This is a genomic window from Bacillus sp. FSL K6-1012 (assembly GCF_037964915.1).
Lineage (GTDB): Bacteria > Bacillota > Bacilli > Bacillales > Bacillaceae > Bacillus > Bacillus halotolerans.
In genome coordinates, this window is record NZ_CP150175.1 from 1,979,774 (window position 1) to 2,001,847 (window position 22,074).

At 41.5% G+C, this 22,074-nt stretch carries 23 protein-coding genes; all 23 read left to right on the forward strand.

Annotation, left to right across the window (positions count from 1 at the left end):
* The first annotated feature begins 46 nt into the window (after nucleotides 1-46).
* The 23 genes from NSS75_RS10045 to NSS75_RS10155 all read left to right on the forward strand — a co-directional run bounded on the left by NSS75_RS10045 (nucleotide 47) and on the right by NSS75_RS10155 (nucleotide 22,069).
* Nucleotides 47-955, forward strand: coding sequence for a DUF6731 family protein (locus NSS75_RS10045; protein WP_317679792.1), 909 nt, complete (start codon nucleotides 47-49; stop codon nucleotides 953-955).
* Nucleotides 956-976: 21 nt separating this feature from the next.
* Complete coding sequence (locus NSS75_RS10050; RefSeq protein WP_317679790.1) at nucleotides 977-1,498, forward strand: hypothetical protein; 522 nt, start codon at nucleotides 977-979, stop codon at nucleotides 1,496-1,498.
* Nucleotides 1,499-1,618: 120 nt separating this feature from the next.
* The gene (locus tag NSS75_RS10055; RefSeq protein WP_339237336.1) at nucleotides 1,619-1,984 is read left to right on the forward strand and encodes an HNH endonuclease; all 366 of its coding nucleotides are present in this window, start codon (nucleotides 1,619-1,621) and stop codon (nucleotides 1,982-1,984) included.
* A 227-nt stretch (nucleotides 1,985-2,211) separates the two neighbouring features.
* A complete protein-coding gene (locus NSS75_RS10060; protein WP_019846969.1) occupies nucleotides 2,212-2,727 on the forward strand; it encodes a phage terminase small subunit P27 family in 516 nt (171 codons plus the stop codon).
* Entirely contained in the window at nucleotides 2,724-4,433 is a 1,710-nt protein-coding gene (locus tag NSS75_RS10065) for a terminase TerL endonuclease subunit (RefSeq protein ID WP_339237339.1), read from the forward strand. Before NSS75_RS10060 ends, NSS75_RS10065 begins: the two co-directional genes overlap by 4 nt.
* Before the next feature lie 13 nt (nucleotides 4,434-4,446).
* Entirely contained in the window at nucleotides 4,447-4,617 is a 171-nt protein-coding gene (locus NSS75_RS10070; RefSeq protein ID WP_162868971.1) for a hypothetical protein, read from the forward strand.
* Between the two features lie 4 nt (nucleotides 4,618-4,621).
* Nucleotides 4,622-5,902, forward strand: coding sequence for a phage portal protein (locus NSS75_RS10075; protein ID WP_339237342.1), 1,281 nt, complete (start codon nucleotides 4,622-4,624; stop codon nucleotides 5,900-5,902).
* Complete coding sequence (locus NSS75_RS10080) at nucleotides 5,865-6,491, forward strand: HK97 family phage prohead protease (RefSeq protein ID WP_339237345.1); 627 nt, start codon at nucleotides 5,865-5,867, stop codon at nucleotides 6,489-6,491. The genes NSS75_RS10075 and NSS75_RS10080 overlap by 38 nt, the downstream gene beginning before the upstream one ends.
* Before the next feature lie 38 nt (nucleotides 6,492-6,529).
* On the forward strand, nucleotides 6,530-7,825 hold the full coding sequence (locus tag NSS75_RS10085; RefSeq protein WP_339237347.1) for a phage major capsid protein: 1,296 nt from the start codon (nucleotides 6,530-6,532) through the stop codon (nucleotides 7,823-7,825).
* A gap of 22 nt (nucleotides 7,826-7,847) precedes the next feature.
* On the forward strand, nucleotides 7,848-8,309 hold the full coding sequence (locus tag NSS75_RS10090) for a collagen-like protein (protein ID WP_019260073.1): 462 nt from the start codon (nucleotides 7,848-7,850) through the stop codon (nucleotides 8,307-8,309).
* 17 nt (nucleotides 8,310-8,326) lie between these two features.
* The gene (locus tag NSS75_RS10095) at nucleotides 8,327-8,629 is read left to right on the forward strand and encodes a head-tail connector protein (RefSeq protein ID WP_268405947.1); all 303 of its coding nucleotides are present in this window, start codon (nucleotides 8,327-8,329) and stop codon (nucleotides 8,627-8,629) included.
* Nucleotides 8,619-8,933, forward strand: a complete 315-nt coding sequence (locus tag NSS75_RS10100) for a phage head closure protein (RefSeq protein ID WP_339237359.1) — start codon at nucleotides 8,619-8,621, stop codon at nucleotides 8,931-8,933. The genes NSS75_RS10095 and NSS75_RS10100 overlap by 11 nt, the downstream gene beginning before the upstream one ends.
* Nucleotides 8,933-9,331, forward strand: coding sequence for an HK97-gp10 family putative phage morphogenesis protein (locus NSS75_RS10105; RefSeq protein WP_339237362.1), 399 nt, complete (start codon nucleotides 8,933-8,935; stop codon nucleotides 9,329-9,331). Before NSS75_RS10100 ends, NSS75_RS10105 begins: the two co-directional genes overlap by 1 nt.
* Entirely contained in the window at nucleotides 9,328-9,720 is a 393-nt protein-coding gene (locus tag NSS75_RS10110; protein WP_339237365.1) for a hypothetical protein, read from the forward strand. Before NSS75_RS10105 ends, NSS75_RS10110 begins: the two co-directional genes overlap by 4 nt.
* A gap of 14 nt (nucleotides 9,721-9,734) precedes the next feature.
* A complete protein-coding gene (locus tag NSS75_RS10115; RefSeq protein ID WP_059335732.1) occupies nucleotides 9,735-10,346 on the forward strand; it encodes a major tail protein in 612 nt (203 codons plus the stop codon).
* 66 nt (nucleotides 10,347-10,412) lie between these two features.
* The gene (locus NSS75_RS10120; protein WP_019712660.1) at nucleotides 10,413-10,790 is read left to right on the forward strand and encodes a hypothetical protein; all 378 of its coding nucleotides are present in this window, start codon (nucleotides 10,413-10,415) and stop codon (nucleotides 10,788-10,790) included.
* A gap of 199 nt (nucleotides 10,791-10,989) precedes the next feature.
* Nucleotides 10,990-15,477 carry a phage tail tape measure protein gene (locus tag NSS75_RS10125; RefSeq protein WP_339237368.1) on the forward strand — a complete coding sequence of 1,496 codons (4,488 nt, stop codon included), beginning with the start codon at nucleotides 10,990-10,992 and terminating at the stop codon, nucleotides 15,475-15,477.
* Nucleotides 15,471-16,310, forward strand: coding sequence for a phage tail domain-containing protein (locus NSS75_RS10130; protein WP_339237371.1), 840 nt, complete (start codon nucleotides 15,471-15,473; stop codon nucleotides 16,308-16,310). The genes NSS75_RS10125 and NSS75_RS10130 overlap by 7 nt, the downstream gene beginning before the upstream one ends.
* A gap of 14 nt (nucleotides 16,311-16,324) precedes the next feature.
* On the forward strand, nucleotides 16,325-18,028 hold the full coding sequence (locus NSS75_RS10135) for a phage tail spike protein (protein ID WP_131227783.1): 1,704 nt from the start codon (nucleotides 16,325-16,327) through the stop codon (nucleotides 18,026-18,028).
* A 52-nt stretch (nucleotides 18,029-18,080) separates the two neighbouring features.
* Nucleotides 18,081-19,979: a teichoic acid biosynthesis protein gene (locus NSS75_RS10140; RefSeq protein ID WP_339237374.1), complete on the forward strand. Its 1,899-nt coding sequence runs from the start codon at nucleotides 18,081-18,083 to the stop codon at nucleotides 19,977-19,979.
* A 15-nt stretch (nucleotides 19,980-19,994) separates the two neighbouring features.
* On the forward strand, nucleotides 19,995-20,303 hold the full coding sequence (locus NSS75_RS10145; RefSeq protein WP_339237377.1) for a hypothetical protein: 309 nt from the start codon (nucleotides 19,995-19,997) through the stop codon (nucleotides 20,301-20,303).
* Nucleotides 20,300-20,473 (forward strand): hypothetical protein, encoded by a 174-nt coding sequence (locus NSS75_RS10150; protein WP_164906782.1) that lies wholly within the window; start codon nucleotides 20,300-20,302, stop codon nucleotides 20,471-20,473. Before NSS75_RS10145 ends, NSS75_RS10150 begins: the two co-directional genes overlap by 4 nt.
* Nucleotides 20,474-20,485: 12 nt before the next feature.
* Nucleotides 20,486-22,069 (forward strand): phage baseplate upper protein, encoded by a 1,584-nt coding sequence (locus tag NSS75_RS10155; protein ID WP_339237383.1) that lies wholly within the window; start codon nucleotides 20,486-20,488, stop codon nucleotides 22,067-22,069.
* Nucleotides 22,070-22,074: the final 5 nt, after the last annotated feature.

Genomic DNA, 22,074 nt, shown 5'->3' on the forward strand with positions numbered 1-22,074 from the left:
CTTTTTCCTTATTGATTTCCGATAATAGTAATGAGGAGGAGAAAAAATGAGTAAAAGAGTCAAATTCGATTATTTTAAAGTTTATGCAAGGTCATATGATCAAATTAGAGATGTTATGGAAGAACGATTATGCAATTTAGAGGAAGTCATAAGAGATGCTCAAAAAATTCATGTTGCAGATAGAATTTTTTCTGCTGGGAATGATAGGGCAAGACTGCAAGATATAAAAGAGCACAATGGAAAATGGGAATTGCATTTTATTCGCATACGAAAAGATAACTTTCCATTAAAAGCTCATGATAATGGAGAGGTAAGTTTTTTTGATGATATGGATGAAGCAGAAGGCTTTGGAGAGGAAGTCTCAGCTCTTTTTGACCCGGAAAATTGCGTTATAATGGTTAGGAGAAATATGTTTAGCCTGCCACCTAGTTCGATAGCTAGCTTTTTTACATCCCTAATTGATGAAATTGGTTTTACAGTTTTGTTTAAACCACTTGTTCATCCTAAATCGATGGAACTTTTAAAACAAGAACACTTGATAAGAAGTGCTGAAGTTTCTATTGCTGATGTAAAGAATGCTTCTGAAAAAACCAAAAAGTCACTCGGCCAAATTCTAAGTCGAACTCAATCAATAAAAGAACCTGTCAATATTCAATTTAAAATTGGCTTAGCTCAAAAAGGGTCCAAAAAGTACAGTAAAATTCCAATCTATGAAGACATTGAAAATTTTGCTAACGATCCTAATGCTAATAGAGTTGAAATTAAATTTAAAGAAAATGAGGACACCAAAGTTGAAACAATTGATTTGATTAACAACCGACTAACTGACTTTCATGTTTTTTCGAAACGTGATGTTAATCCAGAGTCAAGAAATATTTTACATGATACAGTTATTGAAAAAATGCGTCAGCTTTATCAAGGTAGAGTAGATGAAATATATAATACTTATGAATAAAAAGATTGGAGTGACTGGAGGATGAGGAGGCTAGAACTTTTATATCCCTATATTTTTGCTATCATTTTTGGTGCTTTTGTGTTTTATCAGAAGTGGTCAATAAAAGATGTAAAGAATTTTGAGGCGATTTTAAACTCCTCTGTTACAGTCAGTTCGATTGTTATTGCATTCTTAGGCACTATGATTTCAATACTCATTAGTCTTACAAATGCTGAAATTATGCAAAGAATTTTTGAGCATAAAGGAGACTCTGATTTAACTTCATATGTAAAAACTTCAATAGTGTTTGGATTAGCATTAGCTGTTTATTCTATGTTTTTATATTTAATGATTGACTCAAAAGGAACTTCTTCTAACTTATTGCTGGTTTTCTTTGTAATGTTGTTGACAAGCTTTGTATTGTCGTCTTATCGAGTCATACAAGTTATTTCTAAAATTCTATCGTCTGTACTTCAAGAAAGTAAGAGAAGAGCAGATGCCCAACCAAGGAAGATATATGTTCCTAAAATGAAAAGTGCTAATGAAGAAAATAACGTAGATTAAAAAGCCCTCTGATAGAGGGTTTTTTGTTCTTTATTAAATGAGGAGTACAAAAGAGACTAAGAAAATAATAAGAACTTCTTAATAATAGGAGAAATTAAATGGGAAAAGTGGTGTAAGAATATGCCCCTTAAGCCTCTAAGAATATGCGCCGCCCCTGGGTGCCCCAGCCTCACCCGTGACCGGTACTGTGATACACACAAGACACAACAACAAGAAGAAACTAAACATTACAACAAACATTCAAGAAACAAAACAATAACAAGTTTTTATAAATCAACAGATTGGAAACGAACAAGACAACTTGCATTGATACGAGACAATTATCTTTGTCAGCATTGTTTGAAAGATCATTGCTTTACTCCGGCTTACATGGTGCATCACATTGTGGAAGTAAAGGAAGATTGGGCGAAAAGATTAGACTTGGACAACCTTGTAAGCCTGTGTAACGCCTGTCACAACAAGGTTCATGGCGGTAAGGGCAAGTGACACTCCCCCCCTGTCTAAATCTCTGGAAAGGAAACGTTTGGAGAACGGCGCCCCCTCTTCTGCAAACAAACACCGCTTTTCAAAGTTCCGGAAAAACAAAATACCCTCCCGGCGAAATTGCCGAGAGGGCTTGGTACGACTGGTTTTGTTGTTGATTCCATCGTATCACGATTGGTGAAAAAAACAAGCAAAAAATGCATTTTTTTGATGTGAAATGAGGTGAGAACATGCCGAGGCCTGCAAAATCCGCGACGCTTCAATTGATACAGGGCAACCCAAATAAAAAGAATACGGAAGAGCTGGCCGCCCGGGCTGAGCACGAGAAGAAAATGAAAATGCGATCCGATAATATAAAACCGCCAACGTGGTTGGATAAGGTCGGGAAAAAAGAATTCAAACGGGTTGCTGCTCTATTAACAGAAGTTGAAATCATCACGGAAGCGGACATCAGCATGTTGGCTGCCTATTGTAATGCATATTCGCAGTATGTATCAATTTCTAAAATCATTGAAGAAGACGGGATCATGGTCCATACAGAAGGAAAAGACAAAGACGGCAACCCAATAAAGCTTGTTGGTGAAGAGCATCCTTTGTTAAAGCGGCAAAAGAATTATTTTGATCAAATGAAATCAGCGGCGAATGACTTTGGCCTTACACCGTCTGCTCGGGCAAAACTTGCTATCACCCGTACCCAGGAAGAGCGGGAAAAGACGGCTGCGGAGAAGGAGTTTAAAAACGTATGAAGACAATCAAACAATTTCTCATTGATTACTCGCGCGAAGTGATATCGGGTGAGATTGTGGCGTGTGAAAAACACATTTGGGCCTGTGAGCGTTTTTTAAATGATGTGAGTCGGGAAGGAACAAGGGAGTTTCCTTATGTGTTTGATGATGAAAAAGCCCGCCGGTTCCTATACTGGATGACCCAATTTAAACATACGAAAGGCCCTTTGCAGGGTGAAAACATTGTGCCTGAGCCTATTCAAATATTCATCTTTGGCAATGTGTACGGATGGGTGCATAAGGATACTGGCTATCGCCGATTTAAAAAAGTCTATTGGCAGGTTGGCCGTAAAAACACCAAAACGCAGAGCCTTGCTTGTGTCGGTTCCTATGAGGCAATGGCTAACGATGAATATATGTCCGAGGTTTACATTGGCGCCACAAAAACAGAACAAGCAAAAATATGTTGGAACGAAATTAAGGCGCAAATTATGCAAGCTGACCTTTTGAACAAGCCGGAGAAAAAATATCGGATTGCATATGGAAAAATTGAACACCCTAAAACACAGTCTAAAATTGAGGCGCTTTCTAAAGATGCCGGAAAAACTGGCGATGGTTTTAACCCGCAATGCGGCATTATCGACGAATACCATGCGCATAAAACCTCAGAAATTTATGATGTCCTGGCTTCCGGTATGGCTGCCCGGGCTCAACCATTGATGTTGATTATTACTACGGCCGGATTTGAATTGAATAATCCTGCTTATCGTGTTGAATATGATTACGTGTCTCGCATATTGGACCCGAATAAGGTGGAACAAAATGAACAGTATTTTGTGATGATCAATGAGCTTGATAAAGGTGATGACGTCAAAGACGAAAAGAACTGGATTAAAGCTAACCCTATTGTCGCTGCCAATGAGCATGGATTGAATTATTTGCGCGGAGAGTTGGAGGTCGCGCTTGCCGTCCCGGAGAAAATGCGAAATTTCATGACAAAGAACATGAATATCTGGGTTAACATGCGGGAGAACGGCTATATGGATATGCAAGCCTGGACAGATTGCGGTTCTGATAAAATTCCGGATTTGAAAAACCGAGAGTGCTATGTCGGCATTGACTTATCAAAAACAATTGATTTAACGGCAGCATCTTTTATTTTTCCGTTAGATAATGGTAGTTTTGCTATAGAAAGTCACGGATTTATGCCGGAGGATACATTCCATGAAAGAATGAAGACAGATAACGTTCCATATGACTTGTGGAAGAAAAAGGGATGGTTAACGACAACAGATGGTGCCGTTGTTGATTATGACTATATCAGGGCATACATTAAGAAAATGGAGAATGAAAACGGCTGGCGTATCAAGGAAATAGGCTATGATCCATATAACGCCACACAGTTTGCTCAGCAAATGGAAGCGGATGGATACACAATGGTTGAAATACGGCAGGGCGTAGCGACGTTGTCCGAACCAACAAAAGATTTTAGAGCTAAAGTGAAGGCGAAAAAAATCATTCATCCTAAAAATGATTTGTTAACATGGGCGATGGGTAATGCGGTAACAAAAGTGGACGCCCAGGAGAATATCATGCTTGATAAATCCAAATCAACTCAGCGTATTGATCCGGCAGCAGCTTTAATTAATGCGTATGTGCGCGCTTCTCAGATTAATAATGAAGTTGATTTAAATGCTTATATTCAGTCAGCTTCTTTCTCTTTCTAAAGGTGGTGTAAGAGTGAAGAAAATATTGAAGGGCTTTCTACTCTTTTTGAATGATTTTCTATTTATCATTGGAGCTGCTTTTGTTCTGACTGCCGCATATCGTTTAAACGCAAACATCGGTCTTATTCTGACGGGTGTCTTTTTTATGTTTTATGCTGCGCTTTTAAGCAAGAAAAGGGGGTGATTAATTGTTTTTAGAAGGATTGTTTTCAAAAAGATCAAACGAATCTGACCCCTGGAACCTTGCTGATCCACCAGAGTGGATAGTCGATATGTTTGGCGGTTCCAAAACGGCAAGCGGTGAGCGTGTAAGTGAAGCTACTGCACTGGTTCATCCTGATGTGTTTTCCTGTGTGAATGTCTTATCCGATGATATTGCTAAACTTTCGATTCATACATTCCGGAAGGTTAATGGAAATATCGAAAGCGGGATGGACCATCCAATTGCTTCATTACTTTATCTTAAACCGAATCAATATATGACAGCTTTCACTTGGAAGAAGCTCATGATGACTCATGTTTGTACCTGGGGCAATGGATATTCGTATTTAAAGCCTGATAAAAATGGTTTTATTACTGATTTGCTACCGTTAAATCCGGCTCATACTCACCCCTATGTGGACCCGAATACAGGAATTTTGTGGTATGAAAGCATCATTAATTCAAAAAGAGTGGAATTATATGCTGACGAGGTTTTGCATTTCAAAGGTATGACTGAGGACGGGATCAACGGTAAAAGTCCAATAGGCGTTATAAGAGAGCAAGTCGGAGCTCAATCAGCTGCTACTAAATTTAACGCAAAGTTGTATAAGAATGATGCGACTCCCAGGGGTATTCTGAAAGTGCCCACCTTGTTAGAGGAAGGCGCGAAGGACCGAGCAAGGAGAGAATGGGACAGGGTAAATGCAGGGAGAAACATTGCCATTATTGATGCCGGGCTTGATTATCAATCAATTTCAATGCCTTTGCAAGAGGCACAATTTGTAGAATCAATGAAATTTAATAAGGCTCAGATTGCCTCCATCTTTAAAGTGCCTTTGCATAAGATCAATGAGCTCGATCGTGCGACGTTTAGCAATATCGAACACCAATCTATTGAATATGTAAAAAATACACTTCAGCCGTGGTTAGTATCGTTTGAACAAGAGTTCATTACTAAGCTGTTTACCGATGACGATATTAAAAAGGGGTACTATACCAAATTTAATGTTAATAGCGAATTACGCGGTGATGCAAAATCAAGGGCTGAATATTACGAAATTATGGAGCGCATCAGCGGTTTGAATATTAATGAAATCCGAGCATTAGAAGAGAGAAATGCCATAGAGAATGGGGACCGTCATCTTGTTTCTCTAAATTACACGTTCTTAGATACGCTTGAGCAATATCAAATGAGTAAAGCAAAATCAGTTAAAGGGGGTGAAAATCAAAGTGAACAAGGAAGTACGTCGTCTGACAACGAAAATTGAGTTGCGTTCTGCCGGTGAAGGCGAAGAGAAAAAGCATTTTATTGAGGGATACGCTTTGAAATTTGAAAAATGGTCCGAGCCGTTGGGAGGATGGTTTAAAGAAATCATCAGCCGGAATGCCCTGGATTCTACAGACCTATCTAACGTAGTCGCTCTTTTTAACCACCGTCAGGATTATCCCTTAGCGAGAAATACCGTTTCTGAGGACGTAGGAAGGCTGGAACTAGAAACAGATGCAATAGGTCTCAAATTCCGTTTTATCCCTACAGACACGTCATACGCGAAGGATTTAATGGTGAATGTGAGAAGCGGAGTCGTTAATCAGTGTTCTTTTGCTTTTTCTTTGGATTATAGAAACGGAGAGCCAGATGAGTGGCAGCATAATGATGAAGAAGGAGTTTATGAACGGCGAATCAATGCTATAGATAGAATCTTTGACATATCGCTGGTCACAACACCTGCCTATAGCGATACGGAGGCCGTTGTTAGTGAACGAAGCTTGGCTAAAGTGGAGGAGTTAAAAGAAATGCGTGCTGCCCCAATTGAAAAATTAAAAATGGAGCTAGAACTTTTAGACCTGACAATTTAGGTCTATTTTTTATGTCCAAATTCAAGGAGGAAATACGAATGACAGTTGCTATGACGAAAAAAGAACGTGAATTGAGACAAAAATTCACACAGAAAAAACAAGAGGCATCCAATTTGTTGAATGAAGGGAAGTCCGAAGAAGCCCGCAGCATGCTTGATGAAGCCAAGGCGCTGCAAAAACAAATCGAGCTTATGTCAGAAGAGCGTGGCTTGGAACTGCCGGCATTGGGTAAAGAACGAAACTTTGTACCAGAATTCGAACGAAAGCCCGATGAAGAACCCGAACAGCGCGATATTTTAACAGCTACAAAAGAGTACCGGGATGCCTGGTTTAAAGTGCTGACCGGACGCAGCCATGACCTTGGCGAAGAAGAAAGAAGCATGATGCAGCGTGTCCTAAAAGAAAATCGCTCTCTGTCTGCTGGAAGTGATAAAGACGGCGGGTATACTGTTCCGGACGATATCTCAAAAGAGATTTTGAAATCCATCAAAGAATTAAATTCCGTTCGGAACCTTGTTCGCGTTGTGCCAAAAACTGCTCCATCAGGGAGTTATACAGTCCGAAAAGGTGTAGCGGGAAAACTCTATAATACAGCCGAGAAAGAACAAATTAAAGAATTGAAAAACATGGAATTCGAACAAATCTGGTACAACGTCAAAAAGTTCGCCGGATTTATGCCTGTTTCTAGCGAGCTATTAAATGATTCATTTGTAAACTTTGTTCGTGAGATCGTGGACTGGCTCTCTGAATCTGCTGTAGTGACAGAAAATGATGAAGTCTTTTATGGAAAAGGCGGCGAAACAAATGTTGAGGGGATTATCACTAGTGAAAAATATAAAACCCTTAAAGCGCCTTCTGTAATTACGATTAAATTTCTACGTAAGGTTAAAAACCAGATTAAACGCGGATATCGTAAAAATGCAAAGTGGGTTATGAATACTGAAGCGTTTGAAACCCTGGCAAACATTGAAGATAAAAACGGCAGAGGAATCTTAGCTCAAGATCCTAGAGACGAAGACAGCTTCCTTTTGTTCGGACGACCGGTTGAGGTTTATGACGAAATTGTAACTGACGACAAGACACAAAAGACTCATATTCTTTTCGGTGATTTTGAACGTGCTTATTTCATGTTTGACCGTGAAAAATTTGAAATAAAATCAACTGACGTGGGCGGAGACGCATTCCTCACTGACCAAACATATTTCCGAGGTATTGAGCGTTTCGACGGGAAAGTTGTTGATCCAGAAGCTGCCGTCATCGTTACTGACCTTGTTGTTGGAGAAGAGGCACAAGTGGAAACACCATCGACTGAATCTGCGGACTTAGGTAAATAAAAAACGAAAGGATTGATTTAACATGGCAGATTTTCTAAATGAAAGTAATGGAGCAAAAACATCAGCAAGAGACAATGGATCAGGGGAACCCATTACAGATGTCTCTATCGCGGACAACAGCGAGCAAAATCCTCTCTATGTTAAAGGCCTTCAAGGTGATCCCGGCCCTCAAGGTCCTAAGGGGGATACCGGTCCGCAGGGACCAAAGGGAGACAAAGGAGACACTGGTCCTCAAGGTCCAAAAGGAGATGCTGGCCCACAAGGTGAGCCAGGTCCCCAAGGTCCAAAGGGTGACAAGGGTGATCCAGCTGTTATCGGCGAAAAATCTATTGTACATGAAATGCTGGGAGAAAAATCAGTCCGCAGCATTAACATTGGAACGGGCAGCGTTATGATGGATCACTTAAATAGTGAAGTGAAAAACGTATTAGATGGGCTACAAAAACAAATTGATGAGCTGAAACCGAACACTTCTGCTGAATGAAAGACAGGTGATGTCGAGTGACAGAAGAAGAGAAAATTGAATTAGAAAAGGCAAAAAAGTTCCTCCGGGTTGATGGTGACCTGGAGGATGATTTGATTTTAGACTTTATTGCATCAGCAAAAGAATACATTGCTTCGGCTACCGGTCTTACATTCCCGAATAAATCAGCCAGGGCGGCAATGTGTGTGAATGCATTCGTTGCTCACTGGTATGAAAACAGAGAAATTGCCGGGACAACTTCTAACTTGGACGGCGTGCTGACTACCATGATCAATCAGCTCAAATATACATTGCCGGAGGCTGCTCCTAATGTTGAATGACATGAGATACCGTATTCAATTTCAGAAAAAGAAGCCTGCTGGCCGCCTGCCTGTGGATGGAAAGGACAGCTGGCAAACGGTAATTGAATGCTGGGCTAAAGCTGAAGGTTTAAAAGGCCGAGAATATTATGCTGCGGCTGCGTTCCAGAAGGAAAAGACAGTGGAATTTACAATTCGACATCGCGAAGACATAGACGAGCATATGCGAATCATCTTTCGTGAAAAAGCTTATGAAATCGAGTCGATCTTGCCTAACTATTCGCGCCGGCATTTCATTACAATTAAAGCAAATGTGGTGAGTTGATGAATTTTGAGCTGGAATTGAAGGGGTTTAAAGTACTGGAATCTACATTCGCAGACTTAGCCCGCAAGGACGAAAAAATCCATAAAGCAACCGTAAAAGCAGGCGGTGCTGTATTGGCGGAAGTAATCAATGATAATGCTCCGCGGTCAGCTATTGGGGGTAAGCACCCTCACATTGACGAGGACATTATTGTTGGAAACAGGATAAAGCGAGATGAAGACGGAGAAATATATGCCGTTGTCGGCCCCACAAAGGACACTAAATTCCGTGTTCACTTGCCGGAGTTTGGAACCATTCATCAGGCAGCAAATCCTTTTATTCGAAACAGTATGATCCAGGCGAATGATAAGATGCTTGATGCTATGGAAAAGGTCATAAAGGCGGGGTATAAGTTATGAGCTTTTTAAATCTCATCGAAAGATCAATGCAATTAAAGGACAAGGTATTTGAAGCGCTGGAAACCCATCCGGCGCTTTTGTTATTGATTGATCCTGCCAATATTTATGAACTGGCCGTACCAGAAGGGCTTGAAAGTTCTCCTCCTTACATTGTGGTTCAGGAGATAGACTACAGAACAACTAAATGGGCTGATGGGAAGCCGATACAAGATAGCGCCGTTTATCAGATTGATGTGTACCACAATAGTTCATGCGATCCTATTTTGGCCCCTATTGTGGACATAATGAGCGGCCTGGATTTTCAGACAACGGTCCCTATCAATGAATTTTTACAAAAAGAACGTCTTATTCGAAAAGGATATCGGTTTGAGGTGAACATTTTATTATAATTGGAGGTTTTAAGATGCCTGAATACAGTTCAGTAACAGGTTTGAAGAATGTGAAATTTGCGCCTTTAAAAAAGGCAGGTAAATTTTTTGTTCCCACAGAAATTCTTGACTACGAATTTGCAATTAATATGAAAGTTGAAACAGAAACATCCACAGAAAAACAATATGCGGATGACAAACTTGTCGATCTTGCAGTTTCAACTGGTTCAACTAAATTAGACATTGAAATGCGGGATCTGCCAATGGAGATTCTCTCTAAATTACTTGGAATTGAACAAGATGAAAACGGATTGTATTTGTTTAAGAAAAATATCATTCCTCCTTGGGTTGCGATGACGTTTCAAGGACCTAAAGCAAACGGCAAGTCTCGTCATGTGGGCTTGGTAAAAGGGAGATTCTCTTTGCCGGGCGATGAATGGAAAACAAAACAAGATAAAACGGATTTCCAAACGATCAAACTTTCAGCAGAATTTGTAGATAGAGAGCAGGACGATGTGTTCAAAATCGTTGCGGATGAAGATGGAGAAAAATTCGATATAGATCACTTTTATAAGGCAGTTTTTGGGGACGCCTATCAAAATAAACAAGACACAGAAGAAAATGTAAGTGCTGATCTTGGGAAATAAAAGGGGGAAGCTGAAAAGCTTCTCTTTATTTAGTTAAAATCTATTTAACCAAAAGGAGGAGTCATTATGGCTCAGAAACATATTTCTATCAAATTGTGGTTTGAAGACGAAAAAAAGTTTAAAACTTTTATTGCACCGCGAACAAATACAAAGACACTTCTTGAAGCGCTGAGATTAAATGCTGAAGCGGAAAAAACATCAGATAATCTTGAAAAGAGCATCAAAACATTGGAGAAACAAATCCAGTTTATTGTGAAAATATTCCGTGACCAGTTCACTTATGACGAGTTCACCGAAGGGCTACAATCATTTGAAGTGACAAAAGAAGTCAGCCGAATTCTCTCAGAGGTAGCTGGATACAAAGAAATTGAGGAAATGGATCAAGATTTTTTGCAGGAGAAGACGGAGAAGAATACACCTACGAACGAGGAATCCAGCAAATAAATGAAATTTATTCCACACTGCTTGAACAAGGATGGAAAATGACTGAAATAGATAACATGGACATTTACCATTACTTAGAGGTTTTGGCTGAAAAGAATAAGCCGAAAATTAAGACGGTAACAATTGACCAAATCTTTTAGACAGGTGCTCACCTGTCTTTTTTTGTTGAGTTTATGCCAGGAAAGCGGGGTGTTTACATATGGCTCAACCAATAGGAAATATGGTTGTTAAAGTAGGTCTTGATGATACAGGATTTAATCGAGGTATTGAAGGCCTAAAAAGACAAATGCGCCTGGCAAACTCAGAAATGAAGGCGGCCGGCAGTATTTATAAAAATACCGGTGACCAAACGAAGCTCCTTCAGTCGCAAATGGAAGGGCTAAACAATAAATATAAGATTCAAGGCCGTTTAGTACAAGAACACCGTCAGAGATATGATGAATTGGCCCGTCAAAAAGGAAAGGACAACCGAGAGACACAAATCCAAGCTCGGCGCTTAAATGATGCAATAGCTGTTCATCAAAATTTAGGAAGAGAACTGCAGCAAGTCAGCAAAGAATATGAAACCTTGTCAGGAAACACGAGCCGAGCTGCAAGTGTTTTTTCTGTCTTTAAAAAGGATTCACAAGAGGTATCAAAAGAATTAAAGGCTGTCTATGATTCTGCGACTGAAACAGGGAAGGCGCTGACAGCTATCGGGGCTGTTGGAGCACTCGGCATTGGGGCGACTGTAAAGGCGGCCGCCAGTTTTGAAAAGGAAATGAGCCGGGTTGCAGCGTTAGCAAATGCGACAGATGACCAAATGGCCGCGCTTACTGAAACTGCCCGTCATCTTGGCGCCGTAACCCAATACACTGATGGGCAAGTAGCCGAAGGGATGCAGTATTTAGCCATGGCTGGCTATAAGACCAATCAAATCATCGGCGCAATGCCTGGGTTATTGGCAACTGCGGCAGCTGGACAGACTGATCTAGGTGTCACAGCTGATATTGTTTCAGACATCCTAACTGAGTTTCATATCAAAGCAGAAGATACAAACCGCGTTGCTGACGTTATGGCCTATACGTTTACCAATTCGAACGCTAGGCTTGAGGAAATTGGGCAAACCATGAAATATGCGGCTCCGGCAGCAAAAACTGCGGGCGTGAGCATGGAAGAATTGGCCGCGGCAACCGGGATCATGGCGAACAGCGGGATTAAAGCTGATATGGCCGGAACAGCTTTGCGATCAACATTAACTCGTTTGGCTGCGCCTCCAAAGCCAGCAGCATCGGCAATCGAAGAGCTGGGGCTTAAAGTAACGGATTCAACTGGGAAAATGCGTCCGTTAGCGGACATCATAGGGCAAATCAACGAGAAAACCAAAGACTATACGGAGACAGAACAAATCAGGATTGCCAAACAGCTTGCCGGACAGCATGCTCTATCAGGTTTCATTACTTTAATGCACGCTGGAAAGGATAAACTCCAAGACTTCACAAAAGAATTGGAAAACAGCGGCGGCACAGCTGAGAAAATCGCTGATAAGCAAATGGACAACCTGGCCGGTTCATTTGAATATCTAAAGTCGGCCACAAATAACGCTGTTATTACACTTGGAAATCAATTTATCCCAGTGATACGTGCTACAACAGACGTTATTACAAGTGCTGTCACATGGTTTGATTCCTTGCCTTCTTCAGTTGCGAGCACAATTGCTATTACAGGTGCAGCGGTCACTGTGTTCTCGCTCTTGGGAGGTGCGTTCCTGCTCACATTAGGTTCTATTCCTAAAATGGCTGCAGGGTGGAATATGCTTCGCACAGCTGGTGCGTATCTAACTGGAAATGTGAACCGTGCTTCTACGAGTCTAACCGTTTATTCTGCTGAGGCGATTGCGGCCGGCACAGCTTCAAGAACAGCGGCAGCGGGGATGAGTGTCACTTCAACAGCGGCGGCAGCAGCATCCACAAGAATGGACCGTTTCCATCAAACCTCTGCACTTGCCACAACTAGGGTAGGCCGGCTTGAACAAACGACAACCAGAAGCGCAAGAGCGATGAGTGGCCTTAGTGGCGCTTCCCGTGTAGCAGGTCTTGGCTTGAGCTTGTTTGGCGGACCAGTTGGAACGATCGCCGGATTAATCCTTTCTTTTGCTCCTGAACTGCTTAAGTTCGGTTCAGGGATCATCAAAGCTGGAGTGAATGCAGTAAAAGGCGCTGGCGGGTTTATGCAGCTTGCGAAAAGTGGGTTTGGTCTTTTTAACATTCTAAAAAAAGGTGCCGGGATTGTCGGTCTTTTGCGCGGTGGGCTCAGTTTGCTTGGTGGTCCAATCGGAATAGCTGTTACTGGTGTCACCCTTTTAGCTGATGCAGGATTTAAGTATTACGACAACCTGAAGAAAAGGGTGCTGCCGGCGACTATCGACTTTGGCGATAAGGTTTCTGAATCCACTTCGAAAGCGATTAATGCCTATGAAGATATGAACACCAAAGTCGGTGCCAAGCTAAATTATTACTATTTAACAAACAAAAAGATCACGAAAAAAATTGCTGATAACATGTCCAGTGAGTATGAAAAGATGGGCCAAACCATTCTTGATGGCTATCAAAAGAGCACTGATAAATCTTTAAAAGTGTTAAGTGATTTTTATGCTTCCAATAAAGAAATGTCAGAAAAAGAGAAGACAGAAACATTACAGAATATCAAAGACAACAATAAGGACAAGCATAAAGAAATATCCGGTTATACCAAGCGCATCAAAAAGATTTGGGAAAATGCTGCTAAAGATCACCGAGATATTACAGATGGCGAACGTAAGGAAATAGAACAGATTATAAAGAAAATGAATAGCCATGTTGAATCTGCTCTTACTAAAAGTAAAGAAGAGCAGACAATTATCGCTGGAAAACTAAAAGACAACAAAACTCAACTTTCTGCAAAAGAAGCAGCAGCCACAGTTAAAAACAGCAAAAAAGCAAAAGACAATGTGGTCAAGAATGCTGAAAAGCAATATAAAGAAGTGGTGAAAAACGCTGATCTAGAGTATTACGTCAAGGGTTCTATCACTAAAAAACAGCATGATGATACAGTTAGCTCTGCGAAGAGCCAAAAAGATCAGGTTGTGAAACAGGCTGAAAAAACTCATAAAGGCGTGGTCAGTGAAGCGAAGCTGCAGGCTGCTGGGCATTTAGAAGAAGTAGATTGGGAGACAGGGGAAGTGCTCGGGAAATGGGATACTTTTCTCGTTGATCTAGCAGGAGTAGTTAATAAAATTACCGGCGGGATCAATACTGTTCTTGAGTTCATGCACATTCCTACCATTCCTGAATGGAAGCCTAAAGGGTACAGCGGCAATTCTGAAATGCAGGTAGCGCCAGGCAGGGCCTATGCAAAAGGGACAGACTTTCACCCAGGCGGAAGGGCGTTAGTCGGTGAAGAAGGTTTTGAACTTGCTCATACACCAGGCATCGGAACTTATGTGGTTGGGATGGGCGGCCCGCAGGTTTGGGATTTACCGCGTGGTACATCGGTTCTCCCACATAGTCAGTCAAAAGAAGTTATGGCAACCGGTCTTCCTGGTTATGCAGGCGGTGTCGGCAGCTTCTTCAAAGACGCCCTTAATGGCTCAAAAAAGCTTGTGAAAGGAGCCATTTCAGCAGGGAAGGGCGTTGTCAATAAAGCGAAAGATGTTGCCTCGGGTGCTATGGAAATGATCTTGAATGGCCCTGAGAAAATGATTAAGAACTTGTTTAAGGGCTTTATCCCTTTTAAGTCAGGAAAAGGTGTGGACTCATTAGGAACTGGAATCCTCCAAACATTAAAAAATGGAGCTGGTCAGTTTTTAAAAAGCATTCTTCCAGATGCCGGACTTTTCACAGCAGATGCATATAAGGGAGCGACAGGTTCTGCCCAGGTTCAAAAATGGGTAGCGGAAGCTGTGGGCATTGCTGGGGTACCTTTCTCATGGGTTCCTGGCTTGATCACCATTGCAATGAAAGAGTCTGGCGGAAATCCCAATGCCATTAATCTTACTGACTCAAATGCAAGAGCCGGTCATCCTTCTCGTGGGCTGATGCAGACAATTCCAAGTACGTTTTCATCCAATGCGTTTCCTGGACACAATAACATTTTGAATCCGGTAGATAACATTTTGGCTGCAATCAATTACATCAAAGGTCGCTATGGGGATATTTCCAATCACCCTGGATTGAAATCAATGGCTCGCGGTGGCCCATATGTAGGATACGCAAAAGGAGGAACTTCACCGGGGCGCGGCGGTTCTAAATGGGCAATTCTAAACGAACGGGGCTTTGATGAGACCACAATTACAACAGACCCGACGTATCGGGAACGCAACATCGGTTTATGGGCACGTGTAGGACGTGAGCTTGGTGTTCTTCCGTCACTTCAACAAGGGATGATTTCAAAGGCCCTTGTACTGCTTCAAAAAGCTTCAATGGCTAAAGTCGAGGCAGAGCCGCAAACCAATGTGAATGTTGACATGAGCCGCGTGGTTGAGAATCAAGAGAAGCAAATCAGCATGATGAGTCAGCAAATAGATGCTCTCCAGCAAAACATTCAGCTTTTGCAACAGCTTGTTTTGAAAGACAATCACACGTATATAGACGGGACAAGACTGGATCAAACCAGTGCAGACCGATATAACAAAAAACGTTATAGAAACGGGGGTAAGCCTGCATGGTAAAACTGTTTATTGATTTTAATAATGGACTAGGGGAGCAGAGCCTTGACAGCTTACTCCCTCAATTTGAAGTATTAAGCTTTTTGCCGGAAGCGCCAAATATTAATCGAGAAACAATTACTATGCATCGGCGGCACGGTCAGATTTTGCCGCAACATCCACGCGATGTGACTTATGGGGAAAGAAAGATAAATGTTGAGATTTATTTGAATGCGCTCAAGCATGAGAATTTTTATATGTATCGGCATCAGCTATATGCCCTATTGGTTAAGCCGATTCCTTATTACATTTCTTCTGATCTTTGGCCGAATCGGCGTTTCCTTGTCACGTGTGATGGGAATTTCAGCATTCCAAAAGAGAAGGAGAAAACCTTCAACGATTTCTCTGTTGAGTTCACTAATACTACTGGTATGGCGGAATCAACTTTTACAACAAAAGATAAGCAGAATTTCACTAGAGCAAAGCGAACTTTCGGTATGAACATTCCTCCTAATGACCAGTTGAACTATTCTTTTAAGAATCAGAAACGTTTCTCTGTGTTTAATCCAGGTGACGTACAGATAAATCCACTGGACCATGATTACAATGTTCTGTTAAATGCAGCAGGTAAAAATGTAACGTTGATCAATCATACAAATGACGAAAAGCTTACGATTGAACAGGAATTAAAGAAAAGTCAGCAGGTTTCTTTTCTCAAACAATATACAATCATTAATAACACGCCGATTAAAACATCTGGCCGGCTGCCGAGTCTTGAAATAGGATGGAATGAGTTTGAAGTTCAGAACACAAGTGACTTTACCATCCAATTCGATACTCGGCTTTATTATTTGTAAGAGGTGGTGGTTTTTTGGCTAAAGAGGATTTCATTAAACAAATAGCCGCCGACGCTCAAAGAGTTTATAAAAACCATCAAATTCTTGCTTCGTTAATCATTGCCCAGGGATGTCTTGAGAGCGCATGGGGAACAAGTGAACTTGCGACAAAAGGGCACAACCTTTTCGGCATGAAAGGCGAGTATAAGGGACAGTATGTCACTATGATGACCTGGGAAGTCATTAACGGTGAAAATGTTCAGGTTCCGGCAAAGTTTAGAAAATACCCCTCTTGGAAAGAGTCGATTGACGACTTAGCTAACCTGTATCTCAATGGCGTAAGCTGGGATAAAAATCATTACAGGGCGGTTGTCGGAGAGACAGATTATCAAAAAGCTACAGCTGCGCTCGTAAAAGCTGGATATGCAACTGATCCAAATTATGCAACAAAGCTCAATAGCATTATTTTCACGTATAAATTAACCAAATACGATACAACTGAGGGACTGCCTGACAATCCTGATGAACCAAGTAATCCTGATCCAATCGTAGATCTGCCGAGCAAAGAGTATGACGGAAAAGATATTACGCTAAATCAGAGTCTCCCTAAAGATGTATATTTACCAAAGCTGCATGTGGCGAGTCAGGACGATTCACAAGCTATTGAAGTCATCGGCGCTGATCCTGACTTATTAGACGATACGACAGGGAAAAAGGATATTGAATTCACGATCACACGGACAGCTGATAATGGTACAGAATATGATTTGCTTGTGAATGACAACATTCTTTATCTTGATGAAAAAAAATTCAATCATCAAAAGTATTTCATCACAGATATTGCAATTAACCAGGAAGGAACACTTTCGAAAAAAGTAACGGCAAGCCACGTCTACGTTGTGACACTAAACAATCACTATGTGGAAGATACGATCAGTGGGACGTTTACCGTCAGGAAGATGCTTGATTTTGTTTTTAAAGGCACAAAATTAAGGTACATCTTTATGGACAAAGAAAGTGAGTTCTCTAGCGTTGAACAAGAGAATTTCGGTGACAGATTCGGAAATGATCTGATGGATGAAATTGTGGAAGACTATGGCTTAGAATTAGATGTCGATAATTATAAAGTCTACGTGTATAAGAAAATGGGCAAACGAATAAATCATACACTTGATACTCGCTATAATATGCCTGGTATCACAATCAAAACCTCTACTCAAGGGTGTTCCACAAGGGCGAGGGGTTTTGGTGCAATTAAAGAAAACAGCAGCACAGACAGCAAAAAAACGGAGTATGTTTTTGAACCGGTATTGTACAAGCATCCTGACGAAGATAAATTTTTGATTGATGGTATGCCAAGATGGGCGGAACCATTGCGGGATGAAAAATATAAAAAAGAGTCCAGTATGTTGGCGGCTTTGAAAAAGTACGTCAATCCATATCCACAGACGGAAATAGAAGTAGATTATGAATACATCTACGAGCCGAAGCTTTTAAAGATACAAGAGGATTTCTGGAAGGGTGACACACTGCATATTTTGGCTGACACATCATATGGCGTGACGTACGAAGATGATGTCCGTCTTTTGGCCATTCAATATAAACCATTAAATCCTTACGCAAAACCGACACTGACTTTTGCTAATTTCCGAAAAGATATTCAAGACATTCGGATGGAGCAAGAGAAGAGATTGAAAGATCAAAAGCGATATATGCAAAAACTAAGAATGATGATATGAGCACTCTTACCAGGGTGCTTTTTTGTGTTGTTCTTGAAAGGAGAGTGATCTCATGGTGATCAGATTAATAAAAGATTATGATTCTACAAAAGATTCACTGTATCTTGCGCAACAGCGGGATGACCTGGAAAGCATTGAAAATGGATTAAATGGACTATCCAATTCCATTGCCAATCATAAATCGGCTGTGACTGCTCATACATCTTCCCAGGTGGCCCATGGCAGTGGGCTGACAGTTTACGAGGAAATTGAAATAGCGAAAGCGCGGCTCCGCAACATTGTGTTAGAAGCAGATGGGACCAATATAAAAGAAACCATAGATGCTCGTGTAGATAAAAGAGGGAAAGTCTATCCGTCTTTACGTGATCACCTTGTCGCAAACGAAACTAATCTCGAAAACTTGGATTCAATGATTCAGAAGGAAATGTCTTTTGACTTTACAACCGTTCCGCCGGTTTACCATACAAACTTGAATTTAGCAGATAAAACGGTGCTGCAATGTTTTGTCATTGATGAAATGACTGGCGATATTTACGCCACGCAGGTTGCCAGCGGAAACCAAGATAAAAGTGAAAGTTTCACCATTACCCGGATGAATAAAAACGGGGTGATGCTGGACAGCATGACGCTCATTCACGGTGGTCACGGCACCACAATTGGATTGGAACGGGAAAACGGGAAAGTGTATATCTGGTCCAACTATAATGTTGTAGATTCAAACGGAAACACTGTTGGCAACGATCTTGTGCGTTTTCCTTATACGGCAGGGGCCACATTGAACGGCGGCAGCGGAGGCATTAAACGCTATAACAAATTCAACGATTATTATACGATTCCTGTGATTGATAGAGAAAATGGCTTTATTGCGTTCCGAATCAGATTACAAGACGATAATAGTTTGGTGGAGCTCAGGAAATTAAGTGATGTAAAAAACGGCGTAAATAAAGTGCTGGGGAAGGTAATCATTCCGAATGACTTGTTTTATCTCCAAGGATTCACAATAGACGGATATGATTTGTACTGGTACACCGGGGACACCAATAACAAAACGTATCCATGTGAAATCACGCAATTTAGCTTTAAGGATGGAAGCTTGAAAAAGCGCATCTCCTGTGATTTTGGCTATGGGCCAGACGGCAAATACGAAGATGGTTTCCGAGAGCCTGAGTCAATCTTTTTATACAAGGACCCGAAGACAGGGAAGAAATCACTCTTCGCAGGTGTGGCGACGGGAGCCGTCGGAAAAAGACTTGCCAAGGTATACGCCTACCATTCTAAAGAGAATGCAGCCAAATTCGGTATTGACCTAGCCCAAGGGTATCAAGGGTATAAACTCACTCAAAACAATGGCTATTCAAAGCGGCTTCCAGACGGCTTAAAGTCCTTAAAAGAATTTAGACAACCCGGTTTTTATTATATGCTTACGACAGAAACAAAAACGCTTTCGGATCATCCGGACAGCGGTAACGCCGGATGGTGGTTAAACATTGCGCCAGCAGATCGCGCCGGATCAGTCATTCAAACGTTAACCAGGAACGCAACAGCGCGGCCAATTAAAATTTTAACCCGAGTTGTTACAAATGACGGGAATGTTGGCGATTGGTCAGAGATTTCAGCAAGTGGAAAGCTGCCCTGGGCAGACCTGCCTTTAAAGAATGGCGCAAAGAATCCTGACAGCAACTATCGTCTACAATTTGCAGTACAGGGAGGATTTCTTTTTGTAAGGGGCCGAGTTACCATTCCGCAGAAAGACGGCGTTGATTTTGCGACATTGCCTGCCAGCGCCCGGCCTAAAAAGAATACCTATAAAAGCTGCCCTGTAGCCGGTACAACAGGAGATAGAAAGATTGTTTTTCGATCAAATGGAAATATCTCTGCACTCGGGCTGTTTGCAAAAAGCGCATCGAATGCAACATACACCTATATTGATGAAATCATCAAGCTGGATTAAAAAGGGGTGTCTCATATGGAATATAAACAAATGTGGGCTTATCAATATGATGAAAACTATATTTATGATTGCCCGGTTGAAATTCAATACATCGAAGATGATGACGGAAACGTAAAGCGTGTTGTTCCGGAAAATGCAACCGAGATCAGTCCGGGTGACTTGGTGCAGGCCAAATGGACGGGAACAGAGTGGATAGAAAGCGTATCGGCTGAATACATCGAGGCTCTTGAGACAGATGATTCAGATGAAGAAAGCGACGGGGCAAAGGCGCTGAAAGCTGTTGCGGATATACTTGAAACAATGGTAAGGGGTGATGCGGGATGAGCAGCCCTTTTTATAATGCCATCAAGACGTGTTATCTATCAGGATATTGGGACGGCAAGGAGGAGCTTCTTTCTATGGCTGTCGATCAAGGTAAGATAACAGAAGAGGAAATGAATGAGATCAAAAGGCTCCGACAGGCTGACAAAGGATCTCCTTCTATAGAAGAGTAAAGGAGGGACACTATGCCGTACAAAGATGAATCGCTTAGCTTTACGATCAATGGCCGGCGCAAAAGTCCGGTACAAACAAACATCCAATATACAACTCAAGACAAAGGGACAGCAAAACTGTCTTTCCAGCTTATGAAAGACGGGGTTCCCCTTCCGTTATCCGCGGCAGTTGTGAAGCTCATCCTTTTAATGTCTGACGGCAGCCGATTTGTTCGAAATATTGAAATCACTGATAAATTGAACGGCCGGCTAACGTATGTTCTATCTGATGAAGAAATCAGACACGTTGGGACCGTTCAAGCTGAGCTTGATGTCTCATACACAAATCAGCAAGCAATGTCGATTCATCAGTTTTCTTTTGAGATTAAGAAAGCACTGATTGACACTGCTATCCTGCCGAGTGTGGAGTACTATATAGATGATTTTGAGTCCTTAAAAAATAAGATCAACGAGCTTTATAACGAAACCATCCAGACGGTTGAAGAGCTGCGGAAAAAATTTGAGGACTTAGAGAACATTGAAACCAAAGACGGGGCACAGAAAAAGGCTGATGCTGTTCAGGTTAATTTAGATACCCATAAAAATGATAAGTCCAATCCTCATGGGGTGACAAAAACTCAGGTAGGGTTGGGGAACGTAGACAACGTGCAGCAAGCAACAAAAGTAGAATTCAATACGCACAATACGGATTCTACGCGTCATATCACGTCCACAGAGCGTTCAAACTGGAATGCGAAAGAAACGACGATGGGAGCACAAAACAAGGCAGATACAGCTGAAAAAAACGCAAAAACGTATACGGATCAACACATTAATAATAAAAGCAATCCTCATGAGGTGACAAAAGGTCAAGTCGGGCTAGGGAATGTTACCAATGACAAGCAGGCAACCAAAACAGAATTTGATACGCATGTAAAAGATGCGACTGTCCATATATCTGCAGCAGAACGTACAAAATGGAACGGTGCGCAGCTTTTTAAAATCACAAATGATGTTGGAGGGGTCTTGGTTTCAATCGCTGATACAGACGATTTTCTGGACAGAATTGTGAAAGCGGGCAAGACGTTCGGAACGTTTTATTCCACTGGGAAGCCTTTAAATGCTCCTTCCACTTTATCAACAAGGGGTTTTTTTCACTTCACATCCCTTGATAGTAATGGAAACGGTACTTTTGGCTATGTCGTGGCTATAGATTATAAGAATAATATGTATTCAAACTATGTTGACGGCAATTTAGGCTGGTCAGGCTGGAAGCGACTTCTCACTGAAAATGATACTGACAGTGTGCCGTGGTTAAATGCAACATATAAAAATGGGGCAAAGACAGGAGATCGTCAGCTTCAATTTAAAAAAGTAGCAGGTGCCCTTCATCTTACGGGCCATATTGTGACAGATCGAGAAGTAGTTTTTGCGTCTATTCCTTCCACCTATGCCCCGTCAAAAGGCGTGATGGAATTAATAGCTGTAAGTGGAATTACAGGAATGAGCAAATTAATTGTGTTTCCGTCAGGAGACCTTAAATTGACCGGCTTGATGGCGAACGATAGCAGCAAAGTGACCGGATACTATATAGATAAAGTGATCCCATTAAACTAAAGGAG